The organism is Rhizobium sp. BR 317 (genome assembly GCF_047445835.1).
GTDB lineage: Bacteria > Pseudomonadota > Alphaproteobacteria > Rhizobiales > Rhizobiaceae > Rhizobium > Rhizobium paranaense.
This window is the reverse complement of record NZ_JARWLB010000152.1, coordinates 1-1,061: the sequence shown is the minus strand read 5'-3', so window position 1 is coordinate 1,061 and position 1,061 is coordinate 1. Positions and strand designations below refer to the sequence as shown.

Sequence of the window (1,061 nt, the reverse complement as noted above, 5' to 3'; positions counted from 1 at the left end):
CTTCATGGATTCCATGATGGCCACAACATCACCTCGCGAGATCTTGTCGCCCTCCTTGACGCAAAGCTCCATGACGACGCCTGAAAGCGGCGCCTTGATGCTTACCCGGTAGCTTGGGGCTTCGTTAGCGTCGTGTGCCGGCGCCAAAGGTGAGATTTCACCGGCATCCTCTGCCGCCACCGAGGGTGCGGCTTGCAACGCTGCCGCTTCCTCGGACAGCTTTGGCATTTCGACATCAATCCAGCGGGTATAGATTCGGAAGGCCTCAACGCTGTCGGCCGCGAACTCTGGTCGCTTGATGATCGCGCGATGCAGGGGCACCACGGTTTTAATGCCTACGAGCGAGAGCTCGTCCAGCGCTCGTGCAGCTCGCTCGATCGCCTGCTTTCGGTCTCGGCCGCTCACGATCAGCTTGCCGACAAGCGAGTCGTAGTACGGTGGGATGGTGTCGCCTTCGCCGTAGCCAAAATCCAATCGCACGCCRGGCCCCCCCGGTAGCTGCATCCGTTTAATCTTGMCCGGCACCGGACGGAAGTCGGCCCATGGATCTTCCGCGTTGATCCGGAACTCAATGGAATGGCCCCGGATCACCGTGTCCTTGAGTTCCAGCGGCTTCCCTTCCGCGATATCGAACATCTCGCGGATGATATCTACGCCGGTCACTTCTTCCGTCACAKGGTGTTCGACCTGGACGCGGGTATTCACTTCGAGGAAGTAGATGCCCCCCTTTTCCGTCACGAKGAATTCGCACGTGGCCGCCCCGCAGTAGCCAACCTCCTCCAGGATACCGACCGAAGCCCGCTTTAGCTGATCAAGCTGGTCGCCGCTCAGAAACGGTGCCGGCGCTTCCTCGACAAGCTTCTGTTGTCGACGCTGCAGGGTGCAGTCTCTTGTGGAGAGAACKACAACATTTCCATGTCGATCAGCAAGGCACTGCGTTTCTACATGTCGCGCGTTTTCGGCATAGACTTCAACAAAGCACTCCGGCCGCCCAARCGCGAGACCTGCCTCGCGCTCTGCCGCCGCCATMATTGGCTCCAACTGGCTCATCTCCCTGACGA

General features: G+C 59.6%; 1 protein-coding gene. It reads right to left on the bottom strand.

Annotated elements, in window-relative coordinates:
• Nucleotides 1–1,029: biotin/lipoyl-binding protein (locus QD357_RS32460; protein ID WP_414126106.1), on the bottom strand; the 1,029-nt coding region annotated here is incomplete at its 3' end.
• Between the last annotated feature and the right edge of the window lie 32 nt (nucleotides 1,030–1,061).